General features: G+C 64.5%; 27 protein-coding genes and 2 tRNA genes. 13 read left to right on the top strand and 16 right to left on the bottom strand.

Annotation, left to right across the window (positions count from 1 at the left end; genetic code table 11):
* Nucleotides 1-161 precede the first annotated feature (161 nt).
* Complete coding sequence (locus P9255_RS15160; protein ID WP_309789977.1) at nucleotides 162-1,541, top strand: sigma-54 dependent transcriptional regulator; 1,380 nt, start codon at nucleotides 162-164, stop codon at nucleotides 1,539-1,541.
* A 135-nt stretch (nucleotides 1,542-1,676) separates the two neighbouring features.
* On the top strand, nucleotides 1,677-2,648 hold the full coding sequence (locus P9255_RS15155) for a thymidylate synthase (RefSeq protein WP_309764346.1): 972 nt from the start codon (nucleotides 1,677-1,679) through the stop codon (nucleotides 2,646-2,648).
* Nucleotides 2,649-2,674: 26 nt separating this feature from the next.
* Here the strand turns inward: P9255_RS15155 and P9255_RS15150 are convergent, their stop codons facing one another.
* Nucleotides 2,675-3,403: a helix-turn-helix transcriptional regulator gene (locus P9255_RS15150; RefSeq protein ID WP_309764347.1), complete on the bottom strand. Its 729-nt coding sequence runs from the start codon at nucleotides 3,401-3,403 to the stop codon at nucleotides 2,675-2,677.
* 137 nt (nucleotides 3,404-3,540) lie between these two features.
* Here P9255_RS15150 and P9255_RS15145 point away from each other — a divergent pair, with 137 nt between their 5' ends.
* Together P9255_RS15145 and P9255_RS15140 are read left to right on the top strand one after the other, a co-directional pair.
* Nucleotides 3,541-3,687: a hypothetical protein gene (locus P9255_RS15145; protein ID WP_309764348.1), complete on the top strand. Its 147-nt coding sequence runs from the start codon at nucleotides 3,541-3,543 to the stop codon at nucleotides 3,685-3,687.
* Nucleotides 3,688-3,731: 44 nt separating this feature from the next.
* Nucleotides 3,732-4,265, top strand: coding sequence for an acyl-CoA thioesterase (locus P9255_RS15140; RefSeq protein WP_309764349.1), 534 nt, complete (start codon nucleotides 3,732-3,734; stop codon nucleotides 4,263-4,265).
* Nucleotides 4,266-4,291: 26 nt separating this feature from the next.
* Here the strand turns inward: P9255_RS15140 and fumC are convergent, their stop codons facing one another.
* From fumC to P9255_RS15110, 6 genes are all read right to left on the bottom strand, one after another.
* Nucleotides 4,292-5,698, bottom strand: coding sequence for a class II fumarate hydratase (gene fumC, locus P9255_RS15135; RefSeq protein ID WP_309764350.1), 1,407 nt, complete (start codon nucleotides 5,696-5,698; stop codon nucleotides 4,292-4,294).
* A 25-nt stretch (nucleotides 5,699-5,723) separates the two neighbouring features.
* Nucleotides 5,724-7,298: a phospholipase D family protein gene (locus P9255_RS15130; RefSeq protein WP_309765422.1), complete on the bottom strand. Its 1,575-nt coding sequence runs from the start codon at nucleotides 7,296-7,298 to the stop codon at nucleotides 5,724-5,726.
* Between the two features lie 360 nt (nucleotides 7,299-7,658).
* Nucleotides 7,659-7,988 (bottom strand): hypothetical protein, encoded by a 330-nt coding sequence (locus tag P9255_RS15125; protein ID WP_309764351.1) that lies wholly within the window; start codon nucleotides 7,986-7,988, stop codon nucleotides 7,659-7,661.
* 116 nt (nucleotides 7,989-8,104) lie between these two features.
* Nucleotides 8,105-8,287, bottom strand: a complete 183-nt coding sequence (locus P9255_RS15120) for a hypothetical protein (protein WP_309764352.1) — start codon at nucleotides 8,285-8,287, stop codon at nucleotides 8,105-8,107.
* 257 nt (nucleotides 8,288-8,544) lie between these two features.
* On the bottom strand, nucleotides 8,545-9,984 hold the full coding sequence (locus P9255_RS15115) for an MATE family efflux transporter (RefSeq protein ID WP_309764353.1): 1,440 nt from the start codon (nucleotides 9,982-9,984) through the stop codon (nucleotides 8,545-8,547).
* Between the two features lie 188 nt (nucleotides 9,985-10,172).
* A complete protein-coding gene (locus P9255_RS15110; protein WP_309764354.1) occupies nucleotides 10,173-10,394 on the bottom strand; it encodes an RNA-binding S4 domain-containing protein in 222 nt (73 codons plus the stop codon).
* 303 nt (nucleotides 10,395-10,697) lie between these two features.
* On the opposite strand from P9255_RS15110, the gene P9255_RS15105 reads away from it, so the two are divergent.
* The 3 genes from P9255_RS15105 (at nucleotide 10,698) to P9255_RS15095 (ending at nucleotide 13,710) form a co-directional block, all read left to right on the top strand.
* Complete coding sequence (locus tag P9255_RS15105; protein ID WP_309764355.1) at nucleotides 10,698-11,108, top strand: hypothetical protein; 411 nt, start codon at nucleotides 10,698-10,700, stop codon at nucleotides 11,106-11,108.
* Between the two features lie 70 nt (nucleotides 11,109-11,178).
* Nucleotides 11,179-11,436 (top strand): hypothetical protein, encoded by a 258-nt coding sequence (locus tag P9255_RS15100; protein WP_309764356.1) that lies wholly within the window; start codon nucleotides 11,179-11,181, stop codon nucleotides 11,434-11,436.
* A 147-nt stretch (nucleotides 11,437-11,583) separates the two neighbouring features.
* Nucleotides 11,584-13,710: an ATP-dependent helicase gene (locus P9255_RS15095; RefSeq protein WP_309790759.1), complete on the top strand. Its 2,127-nt coding sequence runs from the start codon at nucleotides 11,584-11,586 to the stop codon at nucleotides 13,708-13,710.
* 12 nt (nucleotides 13,711-13,722) lie between these two features.
* Here the strand turns inward: P9255_RS15095 and P9255_RS15090 are convergent, their stop codons facing one another.
* The 6 genes from P9255_RS15090 to P9255_RS15065 form a co-directional block, all read right to left on the bottom strand.
* Nucleotides 13,723-14,487 carry a DUF4088 family protein gene (locus tag P9255_RS15090; protein ID WP_309789976.1) on the bottom strand — a complete coding sequence of 255 codons (765 nt, stop codon included), beginning with the start codon at nucleotides 14,485-14,487 and terminating at the stop codon, nucleotides 13,723-13,725.
* A 162-nt stretch (nucleotides 14,488-14,649) separates the two neighbouring features.
* Complete coding sequence (locus tag P9255_RS15085) at nucleotides 14,650-14,973, bottom strand: AzlD domain-containing protein (protein ID WP_309764358.1); 324 nt, start codon at nucleotides 14,971-14,973, stop codon at nucleotides 14,650-14,652.
* Nucleotides 14,970-15,641 carry an AzlC family ABC transporter permease gene (locus P9255_RS15080; RefSeq protein WP_309765424.1) on the bottom strand — a complete coding sequence of 224 codons (672 nt, stop codon included), beginning with the start codon at nucleotides 15,639-15,641 and terminating at the stop codon, nucleotides 14,970-14,972. The genes P9255_RS15085 and P9255_RS15080 overlap by 4 nt, the downstream gene beginning before the upstream one ends.
* A gap of 183 nt (nucleotides 15,642-15,824) precedes the next feature.
* Nucleotides 15,825-16,133, bottom strand: a complete 309-nt coding sequence (locus P9255_RS15075) for a hypothetical protein (RefSeq protein ID WP_309764360.1) — start codon at nucleotides 16,131-16,133, stop codon at nucleotides 15,825-15,827.
* Nucleotides 16,134-16,205: 72 nt separating this feature from the next.
* Nucleotides 16,206-16,685 carry a CreA family protein gene (locus P9255_RS15070; RefSeq protein WP_309764361.1) on the bottom strand — a complete coding sequence of 160 codons (480 nt, stop codon included), beginning with the start codon at nucleotides 16,683-16,685 and terminating at the stop codon, nucleotides 16,206-16,208.
* A gap of 278 nt (nucleotides 16,686-16,963) precedes the next feature.
* Nucleotides 16,964-17,734 (bottom strand): FCD domain-containing protein, encoded by a 771-nt coding sequence (locus P9255_RS15065; RefSeq protein ID WP_309764362.1) that lies wholly within the window; start codon nucleotides 17,732-17,734, stop codon nucleotides 16,964-16,966.
* A gap of 123 nt (nucleotides 17,735-17,857) precedes the next feature.
* On the opposite strand from P9255_RS15065, the gene P9255_RS15060 reads away from it, so the two are divergent.
* From P9255_RS15060 to P9255_RS15050, 3 genes are read left to right on the top strand one after another with little or no spacing between them, the layout of a single operon-like run.
* On the top strand, nucleotides 17,858-18,601 hold the full coding sequence (locus tag P9255_RS15060) for a (Fe-S)-binding protein (RefSeq protein WP_309764363.1): 744 nt from the start codon (nucleotides 17,858-17,860) through the stop codon (nucleotides 18,599-18,601).
* Nucleotides 18,598-19,989: a lactate utilization protein B gene (locus tag P9255_RS15055; RefSeq protein WP_309764364.1), complete on the top strand. Its 1,392-nt coding sequence runs from the start codon at nucleotides 18,598-18,600 to the stop codon at nucleotides 19,987-19,989. The genes P9255_RS15060 and P9255_RS15055 overlap by 4 nt, the downstream gene beginning before the upstream one ends.
* Nucleotides 19,986-20,567 (top strand): LUD domain-containing protein, encoded by a 582-nt coding sequence (locus tag P9255_RS15050; protein WP_309764365.1) that lies wholly within the window; start codon nucleotides 19,986-19,988, stop codon nucleotides 20,565-20,567. Before P9255_RS15055 ends, P9255_RS15050 begins: the two co-directional genes overlap by 4 nt.
* 248 nt (nucleotides 20,568-20,815) lie before the next feature.
* On the opposite strand, the gene P9255_RS15045 is transcribed toward P9255_RS15050, so the two are convergent.
* The 3 genes from P9255_RS15045 to fdxA all read right to left on the bottom strand — a co-directional run bounded on the left by P9255_RS15045 (nucleotide 20,816) and on the right by fdxA (nucleotide 21,501).
* Nucleotides 20,816-20,891: transfer RNA gene (locus P9255_RS15045), tRNA-Asn, on the bottom strand.
* A 73-nt stretch (nucleotides 20,892-20,964) separates the two neighbouring features.
* Nucleotides 20,965-21,040, bottom strand: a tRNA-Asn gene (locus tag P9255_RS15040).
* A 137-nt stretch (nucleotides 21,041-21,177) separates the two neighbouring features.
* On the bottom strand, nucleotides 21,178-21,501 hold the full coding sequence (gene fdxA, locus P9255_RS15035) for a ferredoxin FdxA (protein WP_035959621.1): 324 nt from the start codon (nucleotides 21,499-21,501) through the stop codon (nucleotides 21,178-21,180).
* A 253-nt stretch (nucleotides 21,502-21,754) separates the two neighbouring features.
* Between fdxA and pncB the strand changes: the two genes are divergently transcribed.
* The 3 genes from pncB (at nucleotide 21,755) to P9255_RS15020 (ending at nucleotide 25,154) form a co-directional block, all read left to right on the top strand.
* On the top strand, nucleotides 21,755-22,945 hold the full coding sequence (gene pncB, locus P9255_RS15030) for a nicotinate phosphoribosyltransferase (protein ID WP_309764366.1): 1,191 nt from the start codon (nucleotides 21,755-21,757) through the stop codon (nucleotides 22,943-22,945).
* A 122-nt stretch (nucleotides 22,946-23,067) separates the two neighbouring features.
* Nucleotides 23,068-23,739, top strand: coding sequence for a lactate utilization protein C (locus tag P9255_RS15025; RefSeq protein ID WP_309764367.1), 672 nt, complete (start codon nucleotides 23,068-23,070; stop codon nucleotides 23,737-23,739).
* A 5-nt stretch (nucleotides 23,740-23,744) separates the two neighbouring features.
* Nucleotides 23,745-25,154 carry a sodium:proton antiporter gene (locus tag P9255_RS15020; protein ID WP_309764368.1) on the top strand — a complete coding sequence of 470 codons (1,410 nt, stop codon included), beginning with the start codon at nucleotides 23,745-23,747 and terminating at the stop codon, nucleotides 25,152-25,154.
* Nucleotides 25,155-25,162: the final 8 nt, after the last annotated feature.

Below are 25,162 nucleotides of genomic sequence, written 5' to 3'. Positions count from 1 at the left end.
TCGCGGAAGGGGCGCAGGTGTGACACGCGCCATGTTCCCGGGGGCAACGTATTGAAATTGCAAGTCCGTTCGCAGCACGTGCGAGGACAACGAAGTCTGCATGTAGCGCGAGCCTGAACTACGCGACCTTTTCAACGAACGTTGAACCAAGGATCTGAATAATGGACGTCGCTCGGCGGCAACTCATCTATGTAACTCGCGATCCCAGCGAGACGCTATGCGCGCGGTTCGAGGAACGCGGCTGGAAAATCGAGATCGTGGCGAGCGCGCGTGATACGCGCAAGGCATTGCGCAGCGACCTCGCAATGGGCGGGCTGCTGGATCTGTCGAGTCACTTCGAATCTCACGAACTGGCGGCGTTCGAATCGTCGCTGACCATGACCAACGTCGGCTGGGTCGCCGCGACCGTCTCCGGGCAACTGGAAGACGCCGCCGTGCGCCGGCTGATCCGCGACTACTGTTTCGACTATGTGACGCTGCCGACGTCGAACGACCGCATCGTCGATTCCGTCGGCCACGCGTACGGCATGGTCTCGCTGCACGACGCAGCCTCGAACGATCCGCGCATCGAAGGCCGGGCGGAAGGCGAAATGGTCGGCTCGTGCGACGCCATGCTCGCGCTCTTCCGCTCCATTCGCAAAGTCGCGATGACGGACGCTCCCGTGTTCATCTCCGGCGAATCGGGCACTGGCAAGGAACTGACGGCCGTCGCCATTCACGAGCGTTCGGCGCGTCGCGATCAACCTTTCGTCGCGATCAACTGCGGCGCGATCCCCGCGCACCTGCTGCAATCGGAGCTTTTCGGCTACGAACGCGGCGCGTTCACGGGCGCGAATCAGCGCAAGATCGGGCGCGTCGAAGCGGCCAACGGCGGCACCTTGTTCCTCGATGAAATCGGCGACCTGCCGCTCGAAAGTCAGGCGAGCCTGCTGCGCTTCCTGCAGGAACGCAAGGTCGAGCGCCTCGGCGGACACGGTTCGACGCCGGTGGACGTGCGCATCATTTCGGCCACGCACGTCAACATGCAGACCGCGATGATCGAAGGGCGCTTCCGCGCGGACCTGTATCACCGCCTGTGCGTGCTGCAGATCGACGAACCGCCGCTGCGCGCGCGCGGCAAGGACATCGAACTGCTCGCGAAGCACATGCTCGACCGTTTCAAGAAAGACGCGAGCCGTCGCCTGCGCGGTTTCTCGCCGTGCGCAATCGCCGCAATCCACAACTATGGCTGGCCGGGCAACGTGCGCGAGCTCATCAATCGCGTGCGGCGCGCCATCGTGATGTCCGAGGGGCGGCAGATCACCGCGCGGGACCTGGAGCTCGGCGAGTACGTCGAGGTCGCGCCGGTGTCGCTTGCGCAGGCGCGCGAAGCGGCGGAGCGGCAGGCCATCGAACTCGCGCTCTTGCGTCATCGCGGGCGCCTCGGGGATGCCGCGCAAGAACTGGGCATTTCGCGGGTCACGCTGTATCGGCTGCTGAGCGCGCACGGCATGCGTCACATCGAGGTCGACGCGCCGCCGGAGCACGCCACGCGCGGCTGACGCACGCTTCATCGCTTCACGGAACGGGCGCCCGAAGGCGCCCGTTTTCCTTTGCCCGACGCAAAAGCAGCGCATGGGCCTGCTTGGTAAAATCGTTGTCTTCACGCGGCTCGTGCCGGCATCCAAGGAACATCAATGAAACAGTATCTCGAGCTCGTCCAGACGATCCTCGATACCGGCGCCTGGCAGGAAAACCGCACGGGCATCCGCACCATCAGCATGCCGGGCGCAATGTTGCGCTTCGACTTGCAGCAAGGTTTCCCCGCCGTGACGACGAAGAAGCTCGCGTTCAAATCCGCGATTGGGGAAATGGTGGGCTTTCTGCGCGCCTCGCGCAGCGCGGCGGACTTTCGCGCGCTCGGCTGCAAGGTCTGGGACGCGAACGCGAACGAAAATCCGCAATGGCTCGAGAACCCGTATCGCCAGGGAACGGACGATCTCGGCGATGTCTACGGCGTGCAGTGGCGCCAATGGCCGGCATACAAGCTGATCGATGCAAGCGCGGGCGATCAGATCGCCGATGCGACCAACCGCGGCTATGAACTGGTGACGAGCTTCGTCGAGAGCGGGCACGAGAAGGTGCTGCTGTACAAGGCGATCGACCAGTTGCGCCAGTGTCTGGATACGATCATCGAGCGCCCGACCGACCGGCGCATTCTGTTTCATGCGTGGAACCCCGCCAAGCTCGATGAAATCGCGCTGCCCGCGTGTCACTTGCTGTATCAGTTCCTGCCCAACGTGACGAAGCGCGAAATCTCGCTGTGCCTGTATATCCGCAGCAACGACGTAGGCCTCGGCACGCCGTTCAATCTCACCGAAGGCGCGGCGCTGCTGCATCTGGTCGGGCGGCTGACGGGGTACACACCCCGCTGGTTCACTTACTTCATCGGCGATGCGCACATCTACGAGAATCAACTCGACATGCTGAACGAGCAGCTGAAGCGCGAGCCGTATCCCGCGCCGCAACTCATCATCTCGGACCGCGTGCCGGATTACGCTGTCACGAAGCGCTACGAACCGGAGTGGCTGGAGAAAGTCGAGCCGGCGGATTTCGCGCTCGAAGGTTATCGGCATCACGATCCCATCAGCGCGCCGATGGCCGTCTGATCCGGCGTTGCAACGCGCATCGCGCGCTACGCACGCCGTTGCGATAAAAACTCATCGAAATGCCGCTGCCCGGCGGGCGTCACGCGCAGCACGCGACGCTTCGCCGTGCGCTCGATCCATCCGCGTTCTTCACACGCACGAAGCAGCGCCGCGCCCAACGCGCCGCCGAGATGCGGACGCCGCTCGCTCCAGTCGATGCACGTGCACGCAAAGCGCCGGCGCCGCGCGCGCTGCGCCTCCATGTCGATGCCCAGTTCCGCGAACGCTTGCGCGCCGTCGGGCGTGGCGTCGAGCGTGTCCGGTCCGTGCGTCGCCGCTGCCAGCCAGTTGCGCGCGATCATGCCGTCGAAAAGCCGCACGGACAGTTCGCCCGCGAGATGGTCGTAGCAGGTGCGGGCGTAGCGCATGTCGAGCGGCACGGCGCTCGGGCGATGCTCCGGCGCGCGTTGCGGCGCGCTCGCGCGGGCGAGGTTCGCGAGCGCTTCGATGGCCGCCGCGATATCCGCCGTCGCAATCCTGTAATAGCGATGCCTTCCGCTGACTTCCAGCGCCAGCAGTCCGCCTTCGGTCAGACGCGCGAGATGCCCGCTCGCGGCCGACGGCGAGACGCCCGCGATCATCGTCAGTTCGCCGGCGGGGCGCGCCGCGCCGTCCATCAGTGACCAGAGCATGGCCGCGCGGCCCGGATCGGCGAGCAACGCGCCGATGCGCGAAAGCCCGGGGAAGTGCCGGGCGCGGGAGTCGTCGTCGTTCATGTCGATGCAGCCACGAAGCGGAAGATGCCTCAATCGTAGCGCGCGCCCGCAACCGACGTTTCACGCCCGCATGAAATGTCGATGCCGCCGCCCCGGCGCTAGAATGGCCGGGTCGTCTCAAGAGCAGGGAGTCCAGCATGTCCAGATTCATCGCCGCCGCCGCGCTCGGCGTTCTCGTTCTGTGCGCAGGATGTGCGGGCGGCGCGTCGTCATCGTCGGCGGGTTCGGGCGGCAGCATCACGATGTACGGCACGATCGATCAGGGCGTCGTGGTCCACAACTAGCGGACCTATAATCGGCGCTTCGCCAATTCGCCTCGCTTCTCGCCATGAACTCGCCGATCCCGTCTTCCGCTTCCTCATCGCCATCCGCCCTGCGCGACGGCCGCGCCGAAACCACCTTCCGTTTTCTTGCCGAACCGACGTCGGTCAACTTCGGCGGCAAGGTGCACGGCGGCGCGCTGATGAAATGGATCGACGAAACGGCCTACGCGTGCGCCGCGATGTGGTCGGGGCGCTATGCGGTCACGGTGAGCGTCGGCAACATTCGCTTCCGGCGGCCGATTCTCGTCGGCAATCTGGTGGAGTTGCGCGCGCGCGTGGTCGCGACGGGCCGCACGAGCATGCACATCCATATTTCGGTGCATGCAGGCGATCCGAAAGTCGGCGAGCTTGCGCAGACCACGGATTGCCTGATGGTCTTCGTCGCCGTCGATGAAACCGGCCAGCCGACGCCCGTGCCCGCGTTCGTGCCGGAGTCGGACGAGGAAAAGCGCCTCGCCCGGTACGCGATGGACGTGAAAGACGCGCTAGACGCGATCGTCGAACTGAAGCCGGAAGAAGTCGCGGCGGGCAAGGTCTGACCGCCGCGCTTCGTACGGGAAGTTGCTTACTTGTTGCCGACCATGTCCTGCGGCTTCACCCACTCGTCGAACTGCTGCTCGGTCACATGCCCGAGCGCGAGCGCGGCGGCCTTCAGCGTCGTGCCTTCCTTGTGCGCTTTCTTCGCGATCTGCGCGGCCTTGTCGTAGCCGATGTGCGGGTTGAGCGCCGTCACCAGCATCAGCGATTCGTTGAGCAGGCTGTCGATGCGCTGCTCGTTCGCCTCGATGCCGACCGCGCAGTTGTCGTTGAAGCTCTGCGCGCCGTCCGCGAGCAGGCGGACCGACTGCAGCACGTTATGCGCGATCATCGGCCGGAACACGTTGAGCTCGAAGTTGCCGCTCGCGCCGCCGATATTCACCGCGACGTCGTTGCCGAACACCTGACAGCAGAGCATCGTCACCGCTTCGGACTGCGTCGGGTTGACCTTGCCCGGCATGATCGAACTGCCCGGCTCGTTTTCCGGAATCGACAGTTCGCCCAGCCCGCAGCGCGGCCCGCTCGCCAGCCAGCGGATGTCGTTGGCGATTTTCATCATGCTCGCGGCCACCGTCTTGAGCGCGCCGTGCGCGGCGACGAGCGCATCGGCGGCGGCCATCACCTCGAACTTGTTGGGCGCGGTCTCGAAGGGCAGGCCGGTCAGCTTGCCGATCGCCGACGCGACCTTCGCCGCGAATTCCGGATGCGCGTTCAGGCCCGTGCCGACCGCCGTGCCGCCCTGCGCGAGCTGATACAGATGCGGCAGCGTCGCTTCCACGTGGCGAATGCCCTGATCGAGTTGCGCGACGTAGCCGGAGAATTCCTGCCCGAGCGTGAGCGGCGTCGCGTCCTGCAAATGCGTGCGGCCGATTTTCACGATATCCACGAACTGCTTCGACTTGCTGTCGAGCGTTTCGCGCAGCGTCTTCAGCGACGGAACCAGATGCCGGACGATCGCGTATGCGGCGGCGACGTGCATGGCGGTCGGAAACACATCGTTCGATGACTGCCCGCGGTTCACGTCGTCGTTGGGATGGACGAGGCGCTCTTCGCCGCGCGGCCCGCCGAGTATCTCGCTCGCGCGATTGGCGATCACCTCGTTCAGATTCATGTTGGTCTGCGTGCCGGAGCCCGTCTGCCAGACGGCGAGCGGGAATTCGTCCGGATGCTTGCCGTCGATGATCTCGTCGGCGGCCTGCATGATCGCCTGCGCCTTTTTGGCGTCGAGCACCTTCAGGTCCGCGTTCACTTCGGCGGCGGCGCGCTTGACGATTGCAAGCGCGGTGATGAGTTCGGGCGACTGCTTCTCCGACGAGATCTTGAAGTTCTGCAAAGAACGCTGCGTCTGCGCGCCCCAAAGCTTCGCGTTCGGCACGGCGATCTCGCCGAACGTGTCCTTCTCCATGCGTACGTCGCCTTGCGCGTTCTGGGTCATGGTCCGAAGTTCCTCGTGAGATTGATCAAAGCTGCTTGTCGACGGGCAGCATCTTGAAGATGCCCGTCATCAGGTTCCGATAAAAGCCGGCTTCGGGATCGAAGTTGTAGGTGACGGTCCCTTTGTCTTCCTGCGTCGTCCAGACGAGTCCCGATTGCGGCGAGCCGGTGCGGCGCAAGTCCGCGATCACCGCCGCACTCGCCAGTTCGACGCGATAACTCGCTTGCGGCGTGATCCCGCGATCGAACAGCCCGGCAGCTTCTTCGGCGACCGGTTTGCTGTGGATCACGAGCGCGAGTTCGGTGTTGAGCTGAGCCGAGCGCGGATCGAGATTCATCGAGCCGATCACGAGGATACTCCGATCGATTACATAGGCCTTGGCGTGCAAACTCGCCCGCGATTGCGAGCCGAAGAGACCCGCGCGCGGCCGGCCTTCGCCTTCGGCCTGCATCGGCTTGAATTCGTACAGTTCGACGCCGTTCTGCAGCAGCGGAATGCGATAGGGCGCATAACCTGCCTGGACGGCGACGGCATCCGTGGCGGCGAGCGAGTTCGTCAGCACGGCGACGCGCACCTGCCGCCGCGTGAGGTCGGCGAGCGCTTTCACGCCGGCGTCGTGCGGCACGAAGTAGGGCGAAAGAATCAAGAACTCCTGCTGCGCGTGCTTGAGCAGGTCGACGAGGCGCGTCATCGGCGGGCTCTTGTAGTCGTCGCTCGGATGCTCGATTTTCGACGGCGAGTCCACCTTGAATTCGGTCGGCGCCCAGGTGAGGCCCATTTCCTGACGCGCGATCTGCTGGGCGAGCGGCGTGGCGTTGAGCGGCTTCGCGTTGAGCGGATCGGCGTTCTTGCGCCAGTGCGCGCGCAGGTCGTCGCGCGTCTTGTCCAGTTCCGAAGGGTCGAACTTCTGCTTGTTCAGCGCGCGCAACGGGTAGGAGAGCGTGCTGTTCCAGTAATCGTCGAAGCTCGCGGATATCTGTTGCGTGACCGGGCCGGCGGCGAACGCGTCGAGGTCGCGAAACTGCAGCGTCGGGCTGGCGCTGAAATATTCATCGCCCAGGTTGCGTCCGCCGACGATGGCGATCTGGTTGTCCGCGATCATCGCCTTGTTGTGCATGCGGCGCGTGAAGTGATCCAGATTCGTGAAGACGTTGCGCGCACGTTCCGAGAAACTGCGCTGTGCGCTGCCATATGGATTGAAGACGCGAATCTCGATGTTGTCGTGAGAGTTCAGCGCCGCCATGATGCGGTCGATGTCCTTGAAGTTGAGGTCGTCGACCAGCATGCGGACGCGCACGCCGCGATCCGCGGCATGGAGCGCGGCGCCCAGCAACAGCTTGCCCGTGTTGTCTTCCTCGGCGATGTAGTACTGCATGTCGAGCGTTTTCGTCGCCGCGCGGGCGAGCGCGATGCGCGCCTGCAGCGCGTCCGTGCCGGTCGGCAACAGGCGCACCGCCGATTCGTTCGGATGCTGCTTCTCGAGTGTTGCGAGCGCGGTGGCGAGCGGCGTCTCATCAGTCGGCGCGAGCGCGTGGCTCGGCGGACGATAAAACTCTGTCGCGGGCGGACGCGTGGCGCAGGCGGTGAGGCCGAGGGTCATCGCGACGAACGTGCCGACGAGGCGCACTCTGAGCCTCGGCGCGGCGCTCCTCGCCGATGTTCCCTGCTTTGCGACCTTTGCGGCCTTTGCGACGTGATGTGAAGCTGTTGGCAATCCCCGGCTTTCCGACACTTTTCTTCCTCTTCTTTTGATTGTCTTGGCCCGGCTCATGTCGACGCGAGCGCGGTATGTGCCTTCGCGACGAGCAAATATCGTGCTCGGCGATCAGACGTTCGTCAGAAGATTCTAAAGCGACGGGCGGTTCGACGCGCCGACGGACCGGGGCCATCGACGGGAAAGAAGGCGGCAACGACCGCCGCATCGGCGGGCGGTCGTGTGCCAGACAAGCGGGGATCGCGGCTACTTCGCTGCCGGCGACTTCACGCTGGGCGTCGCGAGCGTGTTGTTGCTCGTCGCGGGCGCGGCGGGCGCGATCTCGCTATTGGTGCTGCTCGGCAGGCCGGTGCCCTTGGTGGACATGCCGCTGTCCGAACGGGTCGTGCCCGGCGTGCCATAGCCGCCGGTTGCGCCGTTCACCTGATTCGCCGGGCTGGCCGTGCTGCCTGCGGCGCCCCCGCCGTTCGCGCCGCCGCCTCCGCCTCCGCCCGCTCCGCCGGCTTGGGCATACGCGCCGCCGGCCAACGTGAGCGCGGAGACGGCCGCGATCAACGTGCTGATTGCCTTGTTCATGGTTCGGCCTCCTTTATCGGATTCGGTATAGGGATGCAGACGTTCGCCGCCTGCCCGAGATCAGGGCGCAACGATCGTGCCGCGCGACGGCGCGTCCGCATCGGCTGATTCGCCGGTTACCTCGGGCCGTGCCGCTGTTTCGCGCCGCCTCCGGCGCCGTGGTCCTTGCCGGCCTTGGTGTGGTTCGCAGCGTGCTGCCCGCTGGCCGGTTTGTCGCTGGACGTCGTCGCCGGCTTGCCGGAATTGGCTTCGGCCTTGGCGTCCTGTTCAGTCTGACTGCTCGGCGGTGCTGTCTTCATGTGTCCATCCTCCCTCGTTGCATGACGTCGAAAACGGATCGGCCGGCCAGCGAATCGCCAGTTGCAGCCATCCGGACAACGTTTTTGCAAGCGTTGTTCCAGCCAGGCCGGCGCACATCGACAGGACGAAAAAAAGCCCGCTCGGCAGAGCGGGCTATAACCCCTGTTACTGGAGTCTCAAGGAGGAGACGGGTTGATCGTACCAACGCGGCGCACGCGGACCAACCAAGCATTCCTGCTTTGCATATGCGTCCGCGCTACGCCGTTCGGCGCGACGCCGGCTCGACCGGCACCGCCGCCTGCCCCCCGCCCGAGTCGACGAGCCGTCTGCTGATGCGATGAAAGCGCAGCGTCATCAGCACCGCGACACTCGCCAGGCCTGCCGCGAGCCCCCACCACAATCCCTTCGCGCCGAGGCCGAAGTGAAACGCGAGCACGTAGCCCGTCGGGAAACCGACGCCCCAGTAGCCGAACGCCGCCGCGAGCATCGGTATGCGCGTGTCCTTCAGGCCGCGCAGGCAGCCGGAACCGACCGTCTGCATCCCGTCGACGATCTGGAACACCGCCGCCACGCCGAGCAGCGACGCCGCCAGCGACACGGTATGCGCGTTGGCGGGATCGTCGAGATGAAGATACAGCCCGACGATCGCGTGCGGCGCGACGATGAGCACGAGTCCCGAGCACATCATGAAGCCGACGCCGAGCGCAAGCGCGACGAACCCCGCATGACGCGCGGCCACCGGCACGCCCGCGCCGACCCAGTAGCCGACGCGCACGTTCGCCGCCTGCCCAATGGCAAGCGGCACCATGAACGCCACCGACGCCACGTTGAGCGCGATCTGATGCGCCGCGAGCGGTGCTTCGCCGAGCAGGCCGACCATCATGCCGGTGGCGAGAAAGAGCGTCGATTCGACGCCATAGGTGATCGCGACCGGCCAGCCGATGCCGAACAGCTCGCCCATCAACGGCAGATGCGGACGCGCCGCCACCACGAAGTGCCGGTAACGCGGCCGCAAGTGCAGCAACGCGACGAGCGCGAACGCCGTCAGCCAGACGGTGATGGTCGTCGCCGCAGCCGAGCCCAGGAAGCCTTCGCGCGGCAGTCCGTATGCACCGTGAATCAGCCCGTAGTTGAGAAAGCCGTTGATGAACACGCCGCCGATGGACACCCACAAGAGCCGCTTCGCCGCGCCGATCGCCGGAAGAAAGGCGCGCATCATGCCGATGCCGATCAGGCTGCCCGGCGTCCCCCAGCGCAGCACGGCGCAGTATTCGCCGACGTTGCGCGCGAGCGTCGCCGGTTCGTGGAACGCGAGCAGGATCGGCTCGGCGTAGCTCAACAGGACGAACGCGGGGACGGCGAGCAGCACGGAAAGCAGCAGCCCCGTCCAGTAGATGCGCGGCACGCGTTCCTCCGCGTTCGCGCCGCGCGCATGCGCCACCGATACGCTCACCGAAGTGAGCACGCCCTGCAGCAGCGTGACAACGACGAAGAAGAGGTTCGCGCCGAGCCCGCCCGCGGCGAGCGCGTCGGGGCCGAGCGAGCCGAGCAGGATGGTGTCGGTGACGCCCATCGCCATTTGCGAAAGCTGCGCGATGGCGAGCGGCGCCGCGAGCCGCGCCGTATCGACGGCGTGACGGGATAGCGTCGGCGGTCCCTGATGCGCGGGTTGAGCGCGCGTGGTGTGCGATTGCATGATCGAAAAAGAGAGCGACTGGTCGCGGCGATCGTGCGTCGCAGAGGCGATGAACGGCTCGAACGCCGGCGCTGAAACCGGAACGAAAGACGACTAGCTTATTGCGTCGCGCGCGGCATGTCGATGTCGCGGCGGGTTATGGCGGGCTTTACGCAATCGCGCGGCGCGCACGCGCAATGCCGATGCCTTCAGGCGGGCGCGCGCACGCGGATCTTCTGGCCGTCGATCATCACGACCTGACCTGCGCGGATCTTGCACGTCTTGCGCAGTTCCACCTTGCCGTCGACGGTGACATCGCCCATTGCGACGCGCGCCTTCGCCGAGCCACCGCTGTCGGCGAGACCCATCAGCTTGAGCAGGTTGTGAAGTTCGACGTAATCGCCCGTGAGGGTGAATTGAAGCTGCGGCATGGCGGGCGGAAACAAACGTGTTGAAGACGGCCATGATAATGCATCGGGTACGCGTCGTGCTCCTGCTTTCCCCGACCGCGAACGATCGGACGTATTTGATGATGCATCCGAACGTCGGCGAAAAAGCGCTAAATGTAGCCAAGTGCAACCATGCGTAACAGTGACTGCACAGGCGAAACTCGGCGATCGACCGCCCGGTCTGTAGATTTGATCGATGCAGCTTCGGTCATCTTCCAAACGACACGCGCCGCGCGCAACCTTGCGAGACCACGCGCCGGCGCTACCAAAAGAGAGGACTAGCTCATGACTAAGGCTCGAATTCTGATGATCGGCACCGCCTTCGCCGCCCTGGCCGCCACCGGCGCGCAAGCCCAGACCGCGCAGCCGATGCAGGCCGCCCCCGGCGCCGATGCGCAAATCTCGACGCAGGCCCAGCAGCCGATGACGCCCCCGCAGCAGAACATCGTCGCGCCCGCGCCGACCGATCCGCTGGTGCAGAAGCGCAATGCCGACGCGCAGGCAAACGCCGAATACAAGGCGTCGAAGAAGGCGTCGAAGGCCGAGATGAAGGCCGCGAAGAAGGAAGCGAACGCGCAATACAAGGAAGAAGTGCGCAACGCGAAGATCAACAAGAAGGCCGACAAGGCCGCCGCAAAGGACGAGCTGAACGCCGCTGCCGACCGCACGCCGAAGGACGAGGGCGAGCAGCACTAAGCGGGCGACTGCGAGCGATGGCCGCGAGGTTCCTGACGGAGCTTCGCGGTTCCACACAGGGGAGGACACCATGACACGACGTAAGAATGCACTGCTGGCGGCGCTCGTCGTCGGCGCGCTGACCAGCGTGAGCGCGGTATCGGTCGCGCAGGCGGACGACACGACGCCGACGCACGCCGACAAGAAGGCCGCGAAGAAGCAGGCCGAAGCCGACAAGGACGCGGCCGTCGCACAGGCGAAGGCCGACAAGAAGAAGACGGAATCGCAATCGGAAGCGAACGAAGCCGCCGCGGATGCGAAGCTGAAGGACGCCAAAAAGGCGGACTGAGCGGCGCATTTCTGTACGAAGGCGGCCCGGGCTATTCACCCGGGCCGTCGTCTTTTTGGGGCCAAAAGCCGAGCCCTGACAAAGACTTGCACGGGCGGGTTGTATGGATATACAGTGTCGCGTCACTGCTTACCGTCATCCAATCTCGTGCTCACGCTTCCCGACATCGCCGCCGATTCTCCCGAGACCGAAGAACAGGCCGCAGCAGCCTATCTCGCGAAGCTGAACGATGCGCAACGTCGGGCCGTCGAATTCGGGGTCGATGGACCGGGCCGCTGCGGCGGGCCGCTGCTCGTCATTGCGGGCGCGGGGTCGGGGAAGACGAACACGCTTGCGCATCGCGTGGCGCATCTGCTGGTCAAGGGCGCGGACCCGCATCGCATTCTGCTGCTCACGTTCTCGCGCCGCGCGGCGCTCGAAATGACGCGGCGGGTGTCGCGTATCGCGAGAAATGCGCTCGGCAACAAAAGCGCCCTCGCGCAAGGGCTGACGTGGTCGGGCACCTTCCACGGCGTCGGCGCACGGCTGTTGCGCGATTACGCCGAGATCGTCGGGCTCGCGCCCTCGTTCACGATCAACGACCGTGAAGATTCCGCCGATCTGATGAACCTCGTGCGCCACGAACTCGGACTGTCGTCGAAGGAAAAGCGCTTCCCGGCGAAGTCCACGTGCTTCGCCATTTATTCGCGCGTGATCAACACGGGCGCGTCCTTGAGCCATGTGCTCGACAAGTCGTATCCGTGGTGCCGCGAGTGGGAAGCCGATCTCAAGCGCCTGTTCGCCGCCTATGTCAGCGCCAAGCAATCGCAAAGCGTCCTCGATTACGACGACCTGCTGCTCTACTGGTCGCATCTCGCGGCTGAGCCGGCCATCGCCGCCGATCTGTCGAGCCGTTTCGATCATGTGCTCGTCGACGAGTATCAGGACACCAATCGCCTGCAGGCGACCATCCTTCTCGCGATGAAACCCGACGGGCGCGGCCTCACCGTCGTCGGCGACGATGCGCAGTCCATCTATTCGTTTCGCGGCGCGACCGTGCGCAACATCCTGGATTTTCCGCAGCACTTCGATCCGCCCGCCGCGACCGTGACGCTCGATCGGAACTACCGCTCGACGCAGCCGATTCTCGAAGCGTCGAACGCGGTCATCGGCCTCGCCGCCGAGCGCTACACGAAGGACTTATGGACCGACAAGGCATCGGCGCAGAAGCCGCGTGTCGTCTCCGTCGCCGATGAGGCCGATCAGGCGCGCTATGTCGTCGAGAAAGTGCTGGAGGCGCGCGAGGGCGGCATGAAGCTCAAATCGCAGGCCGTGCTGTTTCGCGCGGCCCATCACAGCGCGGCGCTCGAGATCGAGCTGACGCGAAAGAACATTCCGTTCGTGAAGTTCGGCGGACTGAAGTTCCTCGATTCGGTCCATGTGAAAGACGTGCTCGCCGTGCTGCGCTGGGCGGAGAATCCACGCGACCGCGTCGCGGGGTTCCGGGTCGCGCAACTGCTACCGGGCGTCGGGCCGGCTATCGCCGGACGCCTGCTCGATGGCGTCGCGCAGAACGAGCGCCCCGCCGATGCGATCGCGGCGTTCAGCGCGCCGGCACGCGCGAGCGAAGACTGGCCGCGCTTCGTCGGGCTGATGGCGAAGCTGTGCGGGCGCGAATCCGGCTGGCCCGCCGAGTTCGAAATGATCCGCCGATGGTACGAGCCGCATCTCGAGCGCAATCACGAGGACGCGGCCATCCGCATCGGCGACGTCATGCAGATGGAGAGCATCGCGTCAACGTATCCGACGCGCGAGCGCTTTCTCACCGAACTGACGCTCGATCCGCCGGACGCGACGAGCGATGAATCGGGCGTGCCGCTCATCGACGAAGACTACCTGATCCTCTCGACCATCCATTCCGCGAAGGGGCAGGAGTGGCGCAACGTGTTCGTGCTGAACGGCGTGGACGGCTGCATTCCGTCCGATCTCGGCACCGGCAGCGAAGAAGAAGTCGACGAAGAGCGCCGCCTGCTGTATGTCGCGATGACGCGGGCGAAGGAAGACCTGCACGTCATCACGCCGCAGCGCTTCTACGTCCACAATCAGACGAATCTCGGCGACCGGCACGTGTGGGCGCAGCGCACGCGCTTCATTCCGCCGCATCTGCTGCCGCATTTCGAGGCCGCCGCGTGGCCGCCGGTTCCCGTGGCCGCCGCCCCGACGGCAGCGGGACTCGCCGCCGCCGCGAAGGCGAAGATCGATATCGCCGCGCGGCTCAAGGGAATGTGGGAGTAGCGGCCGGATGCGTTAGCGGGAGGCCCGCGTCGCGCCTGCCGCTCGCGGCGCGTGTCCGAAGATGCTGCGCAGCCACGCGGCAAACCGCGTGAAGCCGTCGTAGGGCTCTTCGACGAACAGTTCCGGCCGCAGCGAGCGCAGATATTCGAGCAACTGCTGCGCTTCCTGTTTCTGCACCGAACCGTAGAAGATGTTGAGCCACAGCAGCGCGCGCAGTTCGCCGAGCTTCTCGCGCGCCGTCGAGCCGACGTTCGTTTCCACCGCGACCTTCGCGTCGTACACACGCTGACGCAGCGAATCGGCGAGCCGCCAGGCGGGTGTCTGCATCTTTTCCTCGACCTCGCGGATATCGACTGCCGCCGACTTGATCTGCGAGGCGAGCACGTCTACCTGCGACGCATCGCCGTTCGCCTCGGTGACGATCGCGGCGGCCCATTCGCGCGAAGCCTTCAACAGATCCTCGGCGCTCCAGTCGGAACGGATCGCGAATGCGAAGCCGTGTTCCGCCGCCTGACGAATGAGGATTTCGACGACATCGGGGAACTCCTTGTCGAGCGCGCGCTTGGCCCATGCGTACTGGCCGTGCGTGAGCATGCGCTGCACGGCCTGCTCGGTGAGCGGCGTGGGATTGTCGAGCAGCTTCGCACGCAGGAAGTCCTCGAACGACGGCGTGATGAACTGAGGGTCGAGCTTGAGCGAGAGACGCAGGAACGCCTCGAAATCGCGTTGCAGCGAAGCGATCGTTTCGTCGCGCAACGAAAGGGTGATTTGGCGCATGTCGGTTTCCGGTTCCGCGCGTGGGGCGGCCGGTGGCCCCCCTGGCAGGAGATGCTGTCGGCCTGCCGCCAGGCAGAGCGGAGGCCATTCGAACCTGATATCGGCGCGGGAGCCGGAAACTTGAGGGCGTTTGTAAGGCGCGTCGTACCCGATGCAAATGGCCTAGCGCAGCACGACCAATTGCCAGAAGAAAAACACCGCGAGCGATACGGCGATCGTCAGCAGCGCGCGCCTCGTCAACGCGCACACGACGACCGCGACCGCCGCGGCCACGAGCTGCGGATTGCGCCACGAGAGTTCCGCGCCGTTGCCGTGCGGCGAGACGGTCATCGGCACGATGATCGCGGTCAGCACCGTCACCGGGACGAAGCCGAGCGCGGTCCGCACGACGGGCGGGAAGGCGAGCCGCTCGCCGAGCACGAACACGGCCGCACGGATCAGATAGGTGACGAGCGCCATGCCGAGAATGAGCAAAACGTAGTTCATCGCGCGCGCTCCTTTTTCAGACGCGGTTTCGCATCGATCATCGTGAGCACCATGCCGACGGCGACGCCCACGAGCACGGCCGCGAGCAGCCCGAGCTTGTAGGGCCAGTCCTGCCACGCGAACGACAGCACCCCGGACGCCAGCGCCGCCGTGACGAAGCGCGCCGCGACGAGTTGCGGCACGATGATCGCGATGAACGTCGCGACCATCGCGAAGTCGAGGCCGAGTGACTTGAGGCCCGGAAACGCCGCGCCGAAAAAGAGGCCGATGAGCGTCCACGCCTGCCAGTTCAGGTACATCGCGACGCCGGAGCCGAGGAAGTAGTGCGGCCCGATTTCGCCCGCCGCGCGCTTCTGATAATGGGCATAGGCGACGGCGAACACTTCGTCGGTCATGAGGCCGGCGAGCGCCCAGCGCCAGCGCGCGGGCAGATGGGCGACGTACGGCGCGAGCGTCGCCGAATACAGGATGTGCCGCAGATTGACGACGAAAGTGGTGGCCCAGATGACGGCGAAGCTGGCGTTCCCCGCGATCATCCCGACTGCGATGAACTGCGCCGATCCCGCGAACACCGCGAGCGACATGAGCTGGCCGTGCCACAGCGCGAGCGGACTCGCCGTGACGAGGGTGCCGAAGATGACGCCGAACGGCGCGGCGCCGATCATCATCGGAATGGTGTCGCGCGCGCCGGCGGCGAATTCGGTGAGCGCGCTGGGGGATGATGCGGTCAAGATGGTCCTCCTACGGCGTGTGACGTGTTGCCAGGTTGCGGAGGATATCCGGTCGTGACGCGGCGGGATAGTCTGTCCGTGCGGCGCGTGATGCGGTGCGCCTGCTTCACGGGCCGTCCGCTAGCTCGCAGCGTTTGGCGGCTCGGGCCGCTGCTCCCAGTCGATCGGCTCGTTCAAAGTCAGATGCAAGCGCGTTCGCAGTTCCGGGTGGACGTGAGCCTGAACAAGAAGCGCCATTCCGCCAATCTGTCGGGCGTGTTCGTCGGTCACAGGCGCCGAACGGTTGTCCGGCGCATCCGTGGGGACATCAAAGACGAAACCCGCTCGCTCGATCGCCGACTGGACGTCGTCCCGCCGCACGTTGCACAGCTGAAGTTGTTGCGTGTCCTCGTCGTAGAAAACGATGGTGGCACGTAGACGTTTGGACATAGTCAGTTCATTGCACGGACGAGTCATAGCCGATCCAGTCAGCCTACAGCTTCGCCGGCTCGCGTGCCGTACTCACTTCACCGGAATCGCCGTTCCCTGCGGCACCGGCACGGCGGTCACGCTGTTCTTCGCGCTGCCGCTCGCGATGCGGTCGCTGTAGGTCAGATAGACGAGCGTATTGCGCTTCGCATCGACGATCCGCACCACGTGCAGCGTCTTGAAGATGAAGGACATGCGATCCGTGAACACATCGCTCTTCTGTTTGAGCGGCTCCTTGAACGCGACCGGCCCGACCTGACGGCACGCGATCGACGCCTCAGTCGGGTCTTCCGCGATGCCGAGCGTGCCCTTCACGCCGCCCGTGCGCGCACGCGACACATAGCAGGTGACGCCGCCGACGAGCGGATCGTCGTAGGCCTCGACGCTCACGCGGTCCGAGCCGGTGATGCGGAAGTTCGTGTTGACGCTCGCGATTTCCTCCGCGTGCGCGGCAGTCGCGCCAAGCAGGAATACGAGCGATGCGGTCGATATCAGACGGGCGGCGCGGTTCATCACAATCCTTCGGAAAAAAAGAAAAGGGCGCCGTATTGTAGCGACGCCCTTCGTTGCTTCTGCTGCAGTCTGTTGCGGCCGGTTCAATGGAAGATCAGATACAGAATCACGAGCACGATAACCGGCACGCCGAGCAGCCATCCGAGCAGGTAAGGCATGTTGTCCTCCTTGCGCATGTTGTTGACGACGATTTCAGTATCGCGGGTTCGCGTAGCGCGCGTTAGCCGTGTGCGTCCGAAATGCGTGTAGGCGAAGTCCTATCGAATCTTACGAGCGCGTTACGAATTGGTCATGTCATCGTGGGAAAGGCGGCTGCGCGCCTTCTTCGCCGGGCGGTCGCGATAGAGCGCACGCACGTAGTCCAGATGCGCGCCCGCGCAGTCCCGTGCGCGCGCCGGATCGCGGGCGACGATCGCGTCGAGCATCGCGCGATGCTGGGCGAGCAGGTTGGCTTCGACTTCGTCGTCGTAATCGACGAGACGGTGCGACGTGAGCATCGATTCGCGCATGAGTTCGTTGAGCCCGTGCATCACATGCGCGAGCGCGACGTTGTGCGTCGCGTCCGCGATCGCCAGGTGAAACGCCGCGTCCTTTTCCGCGATGCGCGCGCTTTTCCGGGCGACGGCGGCCTCGAGTGCATCGAACGCCGCGCGGATTCGCGCGAGATCGGCTTCGGTCGCGCGTTCGGCAGCGTAAGCCGTGGCGAGCGTTTCGAGGCCGTGGCGCAATTCCAGTACGTCGGCGCTGGCGTCCGGCTGCTGTTGCAGCAATGCGGCGAGCGGCAGCGAAACGAGCGGCGCCGTCACGTCCGACACGACGAAGCCGCCGCGCGCCACCGCGCGAATGAAGCCATCGGATTCGAGGCGAATCAGCGCTTCCCTCAGCGACGGCCGCGACACGTTCAACTGCTCGGCGAGATCGCGCTCGGCGGGCAGACGCTGGCCGGGCAGCAGCGTGCCGTTCGAGATCAGCTCGCGAATCTGGCCGGACACGACGTCGGACAGGCGCACGCGGGCGTAGGAGTGCGAGTGGACGGGCTGGAAGGTCATCGGTCGAAGGGAATGCACAGGCAAAGACGCTGGATTAACCTAGTTTGACACGAAAGCGTCGCATCCTTAAAGTCTTGGTCAGACCAAGCTGACCAGAAACGCGGTTTCCTCCCTCGATACCCCATGAAAGTTGCCCTGTTCGTCCCCTGTTTCATCGATGCGTTCTATCCGCAGGTCGGCATCGCCACGCTCGAATTGCTGGAGCGGCTGGGCGTCGATGTTGACTATCCGCAAGATCAGACGTGCTGCGGCCAGCCGATGGCCAACAGCGGCGCGCGCAAGGAAGCCGCCGGCGCGGAGCGCGTGTTCGCGCGCAACTTCGCGGATTACGACTACGTGGTCGGGCCGTCGGCGAGTTGCACGCATCACGTGCGCGAGCATTTCACGGCCATCGAGCAAACGAACGATGTGCAGAAGGTGCGGCGCACTACCTTCGAACTGGTCGAGTTCCTGCATGACGTGCTGAAGGTCCGCGAGTTTCCGTGGGCCGAGTTTCCGCATCGTGTCGGGCTGCACAACAGCTGCAGCGCGGTGCGGCATCTGCGCGAGACATCGAATTCGGAAGTCGCCGGCACGCGGTACTCGAAGCCGCGCGCGCTGCTCGAAGGCGTGAAAGGCATCGAATTCGTCTCGCCCGCGCGGCCCGACGAATGCTGCGGCTTCGGCGGCACGTTCTCGGTGACGGAGGAAGCCGTCTCCGTGCGGATGGGACAGGACAAGGTGCGCGATCACATCGGCGCGGGCGCGGAGTACATCGTCTCCGGCGACATGTCCTGTCTCATGCATCAGCAGGGCTGCGCGGAACGCATGAAGCTCGACGCGCGGTTCATTCACATCGCGCAGGTTCTGAACGGAGCGCGCGCATGAGCAAGACCGTACGAATCGATCACGCGAAGGCGGCGGGCGCGTTCCTGCAGAAGACGGATCACGTCGCGTTCCACGACAAGCGTCTCTGGGATCTGCGCAGCAAGCGCGACGCGCAGGCGCACGGCATCCCCGAATGGGAAGCGATGCGCGAGCTGGCCTCGGGCATCAAGGAGCACACGCTGTCGAATCTCGCGGATTACATCGCGCAGTTCGTGGATCGTGCGGAGAAGAACGGCGTCGTCGTCCACTTCGCGGCCAACGCGGAAGAACACAACGCGCTCGTCCACAAGCTGATGAGCGAGCGGGGCATGACGACGCTCGTAAAAAGCAAGTCGATGCTCACCGACGAGTGCTACATGCGCGACTATCTGGAGCCGCGGGGCATCACGGTGATGGAAACCGATCTCGGCGAACGCATCCAGCAGCTCGATCATCAGGACCCGAGCCATATGGTCGTGCCGGCGGTCCACAAGCTGCGCGCGGACGTGGCGGAACTGTTCGGGAAGACCATCGGCACCGATCCGAACAACAGCGACATCCACTATCTCGCCGAAAGCCAGCGCATGAACACGCGGCCGTACTTCGTGCGCGAGAACACGGCGGGCATGACGGGCTGCAACTTCGCGGTGGCGGAAACGGGGACGGTCGTCGTCTGCACGAACGAGGGCAACGCAGACTTGTCCGCGAATGTGCCGCCGCTGCATATCGCATCCATCGGCATCGAGAAGATCATTCCGACGATCGCCGATCTCGGCGTGTTCGTGCGCATGCTGTCGAGAAGCGCGCTCGGCTCGCCGATCACGCAGTACACATCGCACTTTCGCGCGCCGCGGCCGGGGACGGAGATGCACTACATCCTCGTCGACAACGGACGCTCCGAGCGGCTCGCGCTCGACGACTTCTGGTATTCGCTGAAGTGCATCCGCTGCGGCGCGTGCATGAACACGTGCCCGGTGTATCGGCGAAGCGGGGGGCTGTCGTATGGCGGCACGTATTCGGGGCCGATCGGCGCGATCATCAACCCGACGCACGACCTGAAACGCTATAGCAGCCTGCCGTTCGCGTCGACGATGAACGGCAGTTGCACCAACGTCTGTCCGACGAAAGTGAACATTCACGAGCAGATCTACAAGTGGCGCGAGGTGATCGCGGAGCGTCACGAAGTGCCGTTCGTGAAGAAGGAAGTGCTGAAGATGGCGGGGCGTCTGCTGGCGAGTCCGACGCTTTATCGCGCGACGGTCGCGTCGCTTGGCGGCGCGCTGAAGCGGCTGCCCAACTTCGTGCTGTATAACCCGCTCAACATCTGGGGACGCCAGCGCGACTTGCCCGAAGCGCCCGCCGAGACTTTCCACGAGTGGTACAAGAAGAACCGGAAGCAAGCCAAATGACGACTCGCGAAGCCTTTCTCTCGAAGATTCGCGCGGCGCAGCCCGCATCGCGCCCGCGTCCCGATCTGCCGGTGTTCCCGTCGCCGGAAGGCGATCTGATGACGCGCTTCATCACCGCGCTTACCACGATGGGCGGAACATGCGCCCACGCACACAGCCTCGCCGATGTCGACGCGATGATCGCCGCGCGCTTCGGCGAGGGCGCGGTGGTGGCGTCGGCGGTGGAGGGCATCAGGGCGACGCGCAGGCTGTCGCCGGATACCGCGCCGGCGTCGCTGCAGGATGTCGATGTGGGCGTCGTGCGTGGACGGTTCGGCGTCGCGGAAACGGGCTCCGTGTGGTTCAGCGAGGAAGAATACGTCGTCAATTCGATCGGCTATCTCGTGCAGCATCTCGTCGTGCTGCTCGATCCCGCACAACTCGTCGATGGCTTGCAGCAGGTTTATCGTCGGCCCGATTTTCAGTCGGCGCGCTATGCGGTGCTCGTGACGGGGCCGTCCGCGACGGCGGATATCGAAGGCGTGCTGATTCGCGGCGCGCAGGGCGTGCGCTCGCTGACGGTCGTGTGGATGGAGTAGCGCCATAAGACCGCCATCGCAAAGCAGGCACTTCGAGATGTAACCAGCGGGCTGGTTGAAAACCTCGAGACAATTGCCGGGAGCCAGATCGAATGCAGATAGCCGAACGCGCGTCCGAGTTGCAGACGAATCCGTCAGTCAATGCAACTGATTGAATGAGCGGAAACGCTGGAAGACGGGCAGTGGAGAAACACTGGCGGAAAAACAAAAAGCCCAGTCATTCGACTGGGCTTTTTGTTTGATGCTTTTGGCTCCCCGACCTGGGCTCGAACCAGGGACCTACGGATTAACAGTCCGGCGCTCTACCGACTGAGCTATCGGGGAACATCTACTACTTGAAACCGATTGAAAAGCCCTGTATTCCACTGGGCTGAGGAAAACTGCTTGCTGAAGCTTTTGGCTCCCCGACCTGGGCTCGAACCAGGGACCTACGGATTAACAGTCCGGCGCTCTACCGACTGAGCTATCGGGGAACATCTACAGCAGAGAAGCGGAATTATAGGGAGCGTCTGCTACCCTGTCAACGCCGAATCTTCACTCAATACGACTTGTTTCACTGCGTCGAACTTCTCTTAAGGCCGCGCGCGCCTTGCCGACGCGCGACAAGACCTCAACGCTCGAGCAGATTCAACTTGTCCTTCACGTCCTTGAACTCCTCGGCTTCGGGCAACGGCGCCTTCGTCTTGGTGATGCTCGGCCAGTTGCGTGCGAGTTCGGCGTTCAGTTCGGTGAAGTGCTGCTGGTCGCCCGGCACGTCTTCCTCGGCGTAGATGGCATTCACCGGGCATTCGGCCACGCACACGGCGCAGTCGATGCACTCGTCCGGATCGATCGCGAGAAAGTTGGGACCTTCACGGAAGCAATCCACCGGGCACACGTCCACACAGTCGGTGTAGCGGCACTTGATGCAGCTTTCGGTCACAACGTGAGTCATTCAGGCTCCTGCATGCGGAAATCGTGGGGGTGGCGCCCGGCGCGCTGCATGGGCACGGCGGGTCGCTCGCCAAAACGCATATTGTAGCGTAACGGTAAAAACCGGCGCGAGGGCCACGGGGCATGGCTTATATCGATTCGCAATGTATGTATGCCCCCTCCCTAAAAAGGGCGCGCATTCGGGTAACATGGATCAAAGGCCTGCGGCGCGTCGCCGTGCGGTCGCCTCGCTCCGATGTGTCCCAGTCAGAACCATGATCATCAATTCGCTGCTCGATACCGATCTCTACAAGTTCACGATGATGCAGGTCGTGCTGCATCACTTCCCGGCCGCACATGTGGAATATCGCTTTCGCTGCCGCACGCCGGATGCCGACCTCGTGCCATACATCGACGAGATCCGCGACGAAGTGCGCCAGCTCTGCAGCCTGCGTTTCAGGGAAGAAGAGCTCGACTACCTGCGGCGCATGCGCTTCATGAAGAGCGATTTCATCGACTTCCTCGCGCTCTTTCATCTCAACGAGAAGTCCATCCGCATTTCGCCGTCGCCGAAAAACAATGGCGAGATCGACATCATGATCGAAGGGCCGTGGCTGCATACGATCCTCTTCGAGATTCCGGTGCTCGCGATCGTCAACGAAGTCTATTTCCGCAACACGCAGCGAAAGCCCGAGTACGAAACCGGGCGCGAGCGCCTGCGCGACAAGATCAAGCTGCTCGCCACGCCGCCCGAATACTCCGATTGCAAGATCGCCGATTACGGCACGCGCCGCCGCTTCTCGAAGCAGTGGCACGAGGAAGTCGTGCTGACGCTGAAGGAACGGCTCGGCGAGCAGTTCGCCGGCACGAGCAATGTCTTCTACGCGATGAAACACGGCCTGCGTCCGCTCGGCACGATGGCGCATGAATATCTGCAGGCGTGTCAGGCGCTCGGCCCGCGCCTGCGCGATTCGCAAATCTTCGGCTTCGAGATGTGGGCGAAGGAATATCGCGGGGATCTGGGCATCGCGCTGTCGGACGTGTACGGCATGAAGGCGTTTCTGCGCGACTTCGACATGTACTTCTGCAAGCTTTTCGACGGCGCGCGCCACGATTCCGGCGATCCCTTCGACTGGGGCGAGCGCCTTATCCGGCATTACGAGGAAAATCGCTGCGACCCGCGCACGAAGGTGCTCGTGTTCTCGGACGCGCTCGATATCCCCAAGGTGCTGCAACTCTACGAACGCTTTCGAGGACGCTGCCAGCTCGCGTTCGGCGTCGGCACCAACCTCACGAACGATCTCGGCTATCAGCCGCTGCAGATCGTCATCAAGATGGTTCGCTGCAACGGGCAGCCGGTCGCCAAGCTCTCCGATTCGCCGGGCAAGAACATGTGCGACGACAAGGCGTATCTCGCCTATCTGCGCCAGGTGTTCGGCATCGAGCAGCCCGTCGGGGAAGGCTGAATTCCACGCGGCCTATGCCGTTCGGCCGAGGTCCGTGCGCGCGGACCGGTCGATATAATCGGCTCCTCAACGCGGATTCATCGCCGCGAACGTTTCCCCGCAAGCAACATGAGGACGGCACCATGGATACATCGGCCGCGCGCCGCAACATTCTCGCGCGCATTCGCAGCGCGCAGGGCAGACGAGGCGCGCCGACAGACGCCGAACGCGCCGCCGCCGCCGAATACCTGATGCGGCATCCCGCTGGTCCGCGCCCGCCGCTTCCTGCCACGCGCGATGAACTCATCGCGCGTTTTCGTCTGGAGGCCGAACGGCTTGCGACGACCGTCGCCGAAGTCGGCACGCTCGACGAAGCGCCGGCCGAAGCCGCGCGCTATCTCCACGCGCTCGATCTTTCATGCGATGTCGTCGCGTGGCCCGCGCTCGGCAGTCTGCCGTGGGCGCAAGCGGGCATCGGCGCATCGCTTCGCAAGCCTGCGGATGCGGATCTCGTCGGCATCACCGGATGCTTCTGCGCGACCGCCGAGACCGGCTCGCTCGTGCTGCTGTCGGGCGCGGACACGCCCGCGTCCGGCGCATTGCTGCCGCAAACGCATATCGCCATCGTGCCGGCGTCGCGCATCGTTGCATCGCACGAAGATGCATTCGCGCTGATCCGCGCGGAGCGGGGCGAATTGCCGCGCGCCGTGAACTTCGTGTCGGGACCGTCGCGCACGGGCGATATCGAGCAGACCATCGTGCTCGGCGCGCATGGGCCGTATCGCGTGCATGTGATCGTCGTGCGGGGAGCGTGAGCAGCATGCGGCGTTTCGTTTTGGGCTTTTTGCCGGCGTTTTTCGCAGCGTCCGGCGCATCGGCGGCCACGCTCGATGGCGTTTCGCTTTCTGCGGCGTGGGGCATTCCGTTCATCGGCATCCTGCTTTCCATCGCGGTGTTTCCGCTCGTCGCGCACCGGTTCTGGCATCACCATTTCGGCAAGATCGCGGCGGCGTGGGCGCTGCTGCTGCTCGTGCCGTTCGCCTTCGCATTCGGCGCCGGCATTGCGTTCGGCGTGCTCGTCCACGCGATGCTCGAAGAATACGTGCCGTTCATCGTTCTGCTCGCGTCGCTTTATACGGTGGCGGGCGGCATCTGCGTGCGCGGCAACCTGCACGGCTCGCCGCGCGTCAACACGGCGCTGCTCGCGCTCGGCACCGCGCTCGCAAGCGTGATGGGAACGACCGGCGCGGCCATGCTGCTCATTCGTCCGTTGCTGCGCGCGAACGACAACCGCAAGCATGTGGTGCATGTCGTCGTGTTCTTCATCTTTCTGGTGGCGAACGCAGGCGGCTCGTTGTCGCCGCTCGGCGATCCGCCGCTCTTCCTCGGCTTCCTGAACGGCGTCGGCTTCTTCTGGACCACGCTGCATCTCGCGCTGCCGATGCTCTTTATCTGCGGCATCCTGCTCGCGCTCTTCTATGCGCTCGATACCTACTACTGGCGCAAGAAAGAGGAAACGCGCTCGGGCTTCCTGGATCCGACGCCGGACACGCGCAACCTGGGCATCGACGGCAAGATCAACTTCGCGCTGCTCGCGGCGATCGTCGTGCTCGTGTTGATGAGCGGCGTGTGGAAGCCCGGCGTTTCGTTCGACGTGTTCGGCGCGCACGTCGCGCTGCAAAACATCGTGCGGGATGCGGCGCTGGTCGTGGTCCTGATTGCGTCCCTCGCCCTGACGCCAAAAAGCGCGCGCGCAGGCAACGCGTTCGACTGGGCGCCGATCCAGGAAGTCGCGAAGCTCTTCGCCGCCATCTTCGTGACGATCGCGCCGGTCATCACGATCCTGCGCGCGGGCGAGGCGGGCGCATTCGCGGGCATCGTGCACGCGGTATCGGATGCGAACGGCAAGCCCATCGATCTCGCATACTTCTGGGCGACGGGCCTCTTGTCCTCGTTTCTCGACAACGCGCCGACCTATCTCGTGTTCTTCAATCTCGCGGGCGGCGATGCAGAGATGCTGATGACTTCCGGCGCCACGACGCTCGCCGCCATCTCGGCGGGCGCGGTGTTCATGGGCGCGAACACGTATATCGGCAACGCGCCGAATTTCATGGTGAAGGCGATCGCGGAATCGCGCGGCATCCGTATGCCCGGTTTCTTCGGCTATATGGGCTGGTCGTGTGTCGTCCTGTTGCCGCTCTTCGCTGTTTCCGGCTGGCTATTTTTCTAGGAGCAATC

Source organism: Caballeronia sp. LZ019, assembly GCF_031450825.1.
In the GTDB taxonomy this organism is placed as follows: domain Bacteria; phylum Pseudomonadota; class Gammaproteobacteria; order Burkholderiales; family Burkholderiaceae; genus Caballeronia.
This window is presented reverse-complemented; position numbering and strand designations above follow the sequence as displayed.

What these genes read in the sequence shown, in the direction of transcription:
- P9255_RS15085 (WP_309764358.1), bottom strand. Translation starts at nt 14,973, where the DNA reads ATGAACTACGTTTTGCTCATTCTCGGCATGGCGCTCGTCACCTATCTG.
- P9255_RS15115 (WP_309764353.1), bottom strand. Translation starts at nt 9,984, where the DNA reads ATGCAATCGCACACCACGCGCGCTCAACCCGCGCATCAGGGACCGCCG.
- P9255_RS15090 (WP_309789976.1), bottom strand. Translation starts at nt 14,487, where the DNA reads ATGCGCCAAATCACCCTTTCGTTGCGCGACGAAACGATCGCTTCGCTG.
- P9255_RS15130 (WP_309765422.1), bottom strand. Translation starts at nt 7,298, where the DNA reads ATGACCCTCGGCCTCACCGCCTGCGCCACGCGTCCGCCCGCGACAGAG.
- P9255_RS15155 (WP_309764346.1), top strand. Translation starts at nt 1,677, where the DNA reads ATGAAACAGTATCTCGAGCTCGTCCAGACGATCCTCGATACCGGCGCC.
- P9255_RS15060 (WP_309764363.1), top strand. Translation starts at nt 17,858, where the DNA reads ATGAAAGTTGCCCTGTTCGTCCCCTGTTTCATCGATGCGTTCTATCCG.
- P9255_RS15075 (WP_309764360.1), bottom strand. Translation starts at nt 16,133, where the DNA reads ATGTCCAAACGTCTACGTGCCACCATCGTTTTCTACGACGAGGACACG.
- P9255_RS15055 (WP_309764364.1), top strand. Translation starts at nt 18,598, where the DNA reads ATGAGCAAGACCGTACGAATCGATCACGCGAAGGCGGCGGGCGCGTTC.
- P9255_RS15065 (WP_309764362.1), bottom strand. Translation starts at nt 17,734, where the DNA reads ATGACCTTCCAGCCCGTCCACTCGCACTCCTACGCCCGCGTGCGCCTG.
- P9255_RS15145 (WP_309764348.1), top strand. Translation starts at nt 3,541, where the DNA reads ATGTCCAGATTCATCGCCGCCGCCGCGCTCGGCGTTCTCGTTCTGTGC.
- P9255_RS15150 (WP_309764347.1), bottom strand. Translation starts at nt 3,403, where the DNA reads ATGAACGACGACGACTCCCGCGCCCGGCACTTCCCCGGGCTTTCGCGC.
- P9255_RS15125 (WP_309764351.1), bottom strand. Translation starts at nt 7,988, where the DNA reads ATGAACAAGGCAATCAGCACGTTGATCGCGGCCGTCTCCGCGCTCACG.
- P9255_RS15080 (WP_309765424.1), bottom strand. Translation starts at nt 15,641, where the DNA reads ATGATGATCGGCGCCGCGCCGTTCGGCGTCATCTTCGGCACCCTCGTC.
- P9255_RS15070 (WP_309764361.1), bottom strand. Translation starts at nt 16,685, where the DNA reads ATGAACCGCGCCGCCCGTCTGATATCGACCGCATCGCTCGTATTCCTG.
- fumC (WP_309764350.1), bottom strand. Translation starts at nt 5,698, where the DNA reads ATGACCCAGAACGCGCAAGGCGACGTACGCATGGAGAAGGACACGTTC.
- P9255_RS15110 (WP_309764354.1), bottom strand. Translation starts at nt 10,394, where the DNA reads ATGCCGCAGCTTCAATTCACCCTCACGGGCGATTACGTCGAACTTCAC.
- P9255_RS15105 (WP_309764355.1), top strand. Translation starts at nt 10,698, where the DNA reads ATGACTAAGGCTCGAATTCTGATGATCGGCACCGCCTTCGCCGCCCTG.
- pncB (WP_309764366.1), top strand. Translation starts at nt 21,755, where the DNA reads ATGATCATCAATTCGCTGCTCGATACCGATCTCTACAAGTTCACGATG.
- P9255_RS15120 (WP_309764352.1), bottom strand. Translation starts at nt 8,287, where the DNA reads ATGAAGACAGCACCGCCGAGCAGTCAGACTGAACAGGACGCCAAGGCC.
- P9255_RS15050 (WP_309764365.1), top strand. Translation starts at nt 19,986, where the DNA reads ATGACGACTCGCGAAGCCTTTCTCTCGAAGATTCGCGCGGCGCAGCCC.
- P9255_RS15025 (WP_309764367.1), top strand. Translation starts at nt 23,068, where the DNA reads ATGGATACATCGGCCGCGCGCCGCAACATTCTCGCGCGCATTCGCAGC.
- P9255_RS15100 (WP_309764356.1), top strand. Translation starts at nt 11,179, where the DNA reads ATGACACGACGTAAGAATGCACTGCTGGCGGCGCTCGTCGTCGGCGCG.
- P9255_RS15160 (WP_309789977.1), top strand. Translation starts at nt 162, where the DNA reads ATGGACGTCGCTCGGCGGCAACTCATCTATGTAACTCGCGATCCCAGC.
- P9255_RS15020 (WP_309764368.1), top strand. Translation starts at nt 23,745, where the DNA reads ATGCGGCGTTTCGTTTTGGGCTTTTTGCCGGCGTTTTTCGCAGCGTCC.
- fdxA (WP_035959621.1), bottom strand. Translation starts at nt 21,501, where the DNA reads ATGACTCACGTTGTGACCGAAAGCTGCATCAAGTGCCGCTACACCGAC.
- P9255_RS15140 (WP_309764349.1), top strand. Translation starts at nt 3,732, where the DNA reads ATGAACTCGCCGATCCCGTCTTCCGCTTCCTCATCGCCATCCGCCCTG.